Origin of the sequence: Pseudomonas sp. GM78 (genome assembly GCF_000282475.1) — a bacterium.
Classification (GTDB): domain Bacteria; phylum Pseudomonadota; class Gammaproteobacteria; order Pseudomonadales; family Pseudomonadaceae; genus Aquipseudomonas.
The window spans coordinates 1-4,384 of sequence record NZ_AKJF01000233.1 but is presented as its reverse complement, the minus strand read 5'-3'; the positions used below and the strand labels follow the sequence as shown (position 1 = coordinate 4,384).

The window sequence follows — 4,384 nt, the reverse complement described above, 5'->3', positions numbered from 1 at the left end:
CACCGAGTGGTGGGGCAAAGCCTTTTGGTTCCTTTTTGGCGTTTGAAAAAGGGACTCGCCGTAAGGGCGAAACCATAAGTCGCCGTTACCGCACCAATGGATATGTAACCGCAAAATATCCAGTTCGTACGTTCTGATCGCCTACTCCTGTTACTTACGCGCCAACTTGTACTTCACACAATCGTCATAAAAACTTTGCCGGACCGCCGCTGGCTTGAGCCGTGTCGGGCTGTCGTAAGTTTGTTCGGTAATCCCCATCGCCATCATCCGCATCCACGACTTGGCAAACTTGTACCCCTGGATTTTTTGTCGCGCCGCATACAGCGAAACCCCGGACAACTTGAGTTCCTGTGCTCTTGCCGCCGTGCCCGCGCCCCAACTGCACATATAAGTATCACCGGGCTTCAGTTCCCTGGCTTGGGCAGAAACGGTAAGACCCGCGACGCTGAAAGAGATCAGCGCGACCCAGACATTGCGCATTTGCATTCCACCTAACCGCCTGAAAATAAAGCGATTCTGGCGCCAGGCGGGGAATCTGGGGGCCAGCATAATGCCTTCTTTGCAATACATTGATTTGCATCAGTAAACGAAAGCCGTTTTCTTGCGACATTTCAAAACTTTGCTATAGCTAAGCTCTCACCGCCAACTTATGAGGCAACGGAATGTCAGTCGCGAAGAAAATGAGTGTGGGGCAGCTGACGATGTTGACCGCGGTCAACATGTTGGGCTCAGGCATTGTGCTACTACCATCGAAACTAGCGGAAGTTGGGGGAATTTCGATTCTTTCCTGGCTAATCACGGCCACTGGTTCCCTCGCACTGGCCTATGCCTTTGCGCGATGCGGGATGCTCAGCCGCAAGACCGGCGGCATGGGGGGATATGCGGAGTACACCTTCGGCAAGGCCGGTAACTACATCACCAACTACACCTACGGCCTCTCGCTGCTGATTGCCAACGTGGCCATCAGTATCACCGCCGTCGGCTATATCCAGGAACTGTTCCACATTGAACTGAACTCACTGCAAGTGGGCCTGGCGACCATCGCGCTGTTGTGGATCACCACGTTCGCCAACTTTGGCGGTGCGCGGATTACCGGTCGCATTGGCGCAGTCACCGTATGGGGCGTGATTGCGCCCGTGGTGCTGGTGTCCACCGTTGGCTGGTTCTGGTTCGACAGCAGCGTGTATGCCGCCGGCTGGAACCCGCACAACATGGCCTGGTACGACGCCGCGGGTGCCTCGGTGGCGATCACCTTGTGGGCCTTCCTGGGCCTTGAGTCAGCGTGCGCCAACACCGATGCGGTGGAGAACCCCGAGAAGAACGTACCGATTGCAGTACTCGGCGGCACCCTGGGTGCGGCGGTGATCTACATCGTGTCCACCAACGTGATCGCCGGCATCGTCGACAACCCGGAACTGGCCGCTTCCACGGCACCATTCGGCCTGGTGTTCGCCAAGATGTTCACCCCGCTGGTGGGCGACATCGTGATGGCCGCGATGGTACTGGCCTGCATCGGCTCGCTGCTGGGTTGGCAGTTCACCATCGCCCAGGTCTACAAGAGTTCGGCGGACACCGGTTACTTCCTGTCGATCTTCGCCAAGGCCAACAAGGCCGGGACGCCCATTGTCGGCATGCTGGTGCTGCTGGCGGCGCAGACGGCCCTGGGTTTCCTCACCATCAGCCCGGACCTGAGCAAGCAGTTCGACACCCTGGTCAACCTCGCGGTGGTCACCAACCTGGTGCCGTACATCCTCTCCATGGCCGCACTGATGACCATGCAGAAGGTGTCCAACGTACCGCCAGGCAAGGCGCTGGCCACCAACATCATTGCCTGGGTGGCGGCGGCCTACAGCTACCTGGCGCTCTACAGTTCCGGCGAACAGGCGCTGATGCTCGGGGGAGTGGCGACCATCTTCGGCTACACGCTCTTCGGCTTCGTCAACAACCGCCTGATTCGCCTTGAAGCACTCAACAACAGCGTGCCGACACAGACCGTCAGCGCGCAGCACATCACGGGCCAACCGGTGCCGGTGAACAGCTTGAACAAAGCCACTCTGGAGATTAACGCATGACGGAATATAGACACTCACTCGGGATGCTCGCGCTGGTTGTCAGCAGCCCGGCGGACAAGCGTACGGTGTTTGGTCGCGCCCTGACCCAATTGGTCAGTGACGTAGAGGGACGTGGCGTCAGCGTGCTGGCCTCGGAAAACCTCAGCGATGCCGCGTCGATCCTGCGTTCGGACCCGGCCGTTCAATGCGTGCTGATCAGTTGGGAAATGGACACCAGCGAAGGTCACGAAGACTGCATCAAGTTGCTGGTCAAGCTGCGCGAACGCAACACGCGGGTGCCGGTGTTCCTGATCAGCGACCGGACCACCGCGTCGAGCATTCCGTTACTGGTCATGCAACACGCCGACGACTTCATCTGGCTCCCGGAAGACACCAGCCGCTTCCTCAGCGGACGTATCCTGGCGGCCATCGAACGCTATCGTCAGGCCGCCCTGCCCCCCATGTTCGGGGCGCTGGTGAAGTTTGCCAGGTCCTATGAGTATTCCTGGCACACCCCCGGTCATGCCGGTGGCACGGCGTTTCTGAAGAGCACGGCGGGCCGGGCGTTCTACGAGTTCTTCGGGGAAAACCTGCTGCGTTCCGACCTGTCGATCTCGGTCGGCGAACTGGGCTCGCTGCTCGATCACAGTGGCCCCATCGGCCAGGGCGAGCGGTACGCGGCCAAGGTGTTCGGCGCCCACCGCACGTATTACGTGACCAATGGTTCGTCGATGTCCAACCGCGTGATTCTCATGGCCAGCGTCACGCGCAACCAGATCGCCCTGTGCGACCGCAATTGTCACAAGTCCGCCGAGCATGCGATGACCCTGTCAGGGGCGCTGCCGACCTACCTGGTACCGACGCGCAACCGCTACGGCATCATCGGCCCGATCCTCCCGCAAACCCTGAGCGCCGAAGGCGTGAAAGCGGCCATCGCCAACAACCCGATGGTCAAGGACGGCATCGATCCGACGCCGGTCCACGCGATCATCACCAACTCCACCTACGACGGCTTGACCTACAACGTCACCCGCGTCGAAGAACTGCTGGGCCAGAGTGTCGACCGCCTGCATTTCGACGAAGCCTGGTACGGTTATGCGCGCTTCAACCCGCTGTACCGCGACCGCCACGCCATGCACGGCAGCCCGGACGATCACGATGCGTCGAAGCCGACCGTGTTCGCCACCCAGTCGACCCACAAGTTGCTGGCGGCCCTGTCCCAGGCCTCGATGATTCACGTGCGCAACGGCCGTAATCCGATCGAACACGCACGCTTCAACGAGTCGTACATGATGCACGCCTCGACCTCGCCCAACTACGCGATCATGGCCTCCTGCGACGTCAGCTCGGCGATGATGGAAGCGCCCAGCGGCCAGATTCTCACCAGCGAATCCATCGAAGAAGCGGTGTCGTTCCGCCAGGTCATCTCGCGCATGCACCACGAGATGCTGAGCAACGATGACTGGTTCTTCACCTGCTGGCAGCCGCCGACCGTGCAAGTGGGCAATGCCACGGTGCCGTTCCACGAAGTCGATCCACTGCTGCTCAAGACCGAGCCCAAATGCTGGGTCCTGCACCCCAACGAGGTGTGGCACGGTTTTGGCGACATCGAGGAAGGCTACTGCATGCTGGACCCGATCAAGGTCTCGGTGCTCAGCCCCGGCATGGGCGACGACGGCAACCTGCTCGCCTCCGGCATCCCGGCCTGTGTGCTGACGGCGTACCTCGGACGCCAGGGCATCGTCGTGGAAAAAACCACCGACTTCACCATCCTGTTCCTGTTCTCCATCGGTATTACCAAGGGCAAATGGGGCACGCTGGTCAACGCGCTGCTGGACTTCAAGCGCGACTATGACGACAACGTCGAGCTGGAGTTGTGCCTGCCCGACCTGCTGGCCGGTAACCAGACCCGTTACGCCGGCATGGGCCTCAAGGACCTGGCGGACGAAATCTTCGCTGCCATGAAGCAGCACAAGACCACCTCGGCCATGGCCCAGGCGTTCGGCACGCTGCCGCAAGCCGTCTTCAGCCCGGTGGAGGCCTACGAGAAACTGGTGCGCAACGACATCGAACTGGTGACCCTGGAACAAGCCGCCGGGCGCATTGCCGCCACCGGCATCGTGCCGTATCCGCCGGGCATTCCCCTGCTGATGCCGGGCGAGAACGCCGGGGCTGCCGACGGTCCGCTGCTGGCCTATCTCAAGGCGCTGGAAGCCTTCGACAGATCCTTCCCGGGTTTCACCCATGACACCCACGGGATCGAAGTCGAGGCCGGGGTTTATCGGATGCTGGTGTTGAAGTAACAGGGCCACGCCCCCCCCCCCCTGTGGGAG

The 4,384-nt window shown here is 60.8% G+C and carries 3 protein-coding genes; 2 read left to right on the top strand and 1 reads right to left on the bottom strand.

The window, feature by feature from the left end:
* Positions 1-150: 150 nt before the first annotated feature.
* The gene (locus PMI35_RS00015; protein WP_032832202.1) at positions 151-480 is read right to left on the bottom strand and encodes a hypothetical protein; all 330 of its coding nucleotides are present in this window, start codon (positions 478-480) and stop codon (positions 151-153) included.
* A 182-nt stretch (positions 481-662) separates the two neighbouring features.
* Between PMI35_RS00015 and potE the strand changes: the two genes are divergently transcribed.
* Complete coding sequence (gene potE / locus PMI35_RS00020; protein ID WP_008066776.1) at positions 663-2,072, top strand: putrescine-ornithine antiporter; 1,410 nt, start codon at positions 663-665, stop codon at positions 2,070-2,072.
* Positions 2,069-4,354, top strand: coding sequence for an Orn/Lys/Arg decarboxylase N-terminal domain-containing protein (locus PMI35_RS00025; RefSeq protein WP_008066775.1), 2,286 nt, complete (start codon positions 2,069-2,071; stop codon positions 4,352-4,354). Before potE ends, PMI35_RS00025 begins: the two co-directional genes overlap by 4 nt.
* The last annotated feature ends 30 nt before the right edge of the window (positions 4,355-4,384 follow it).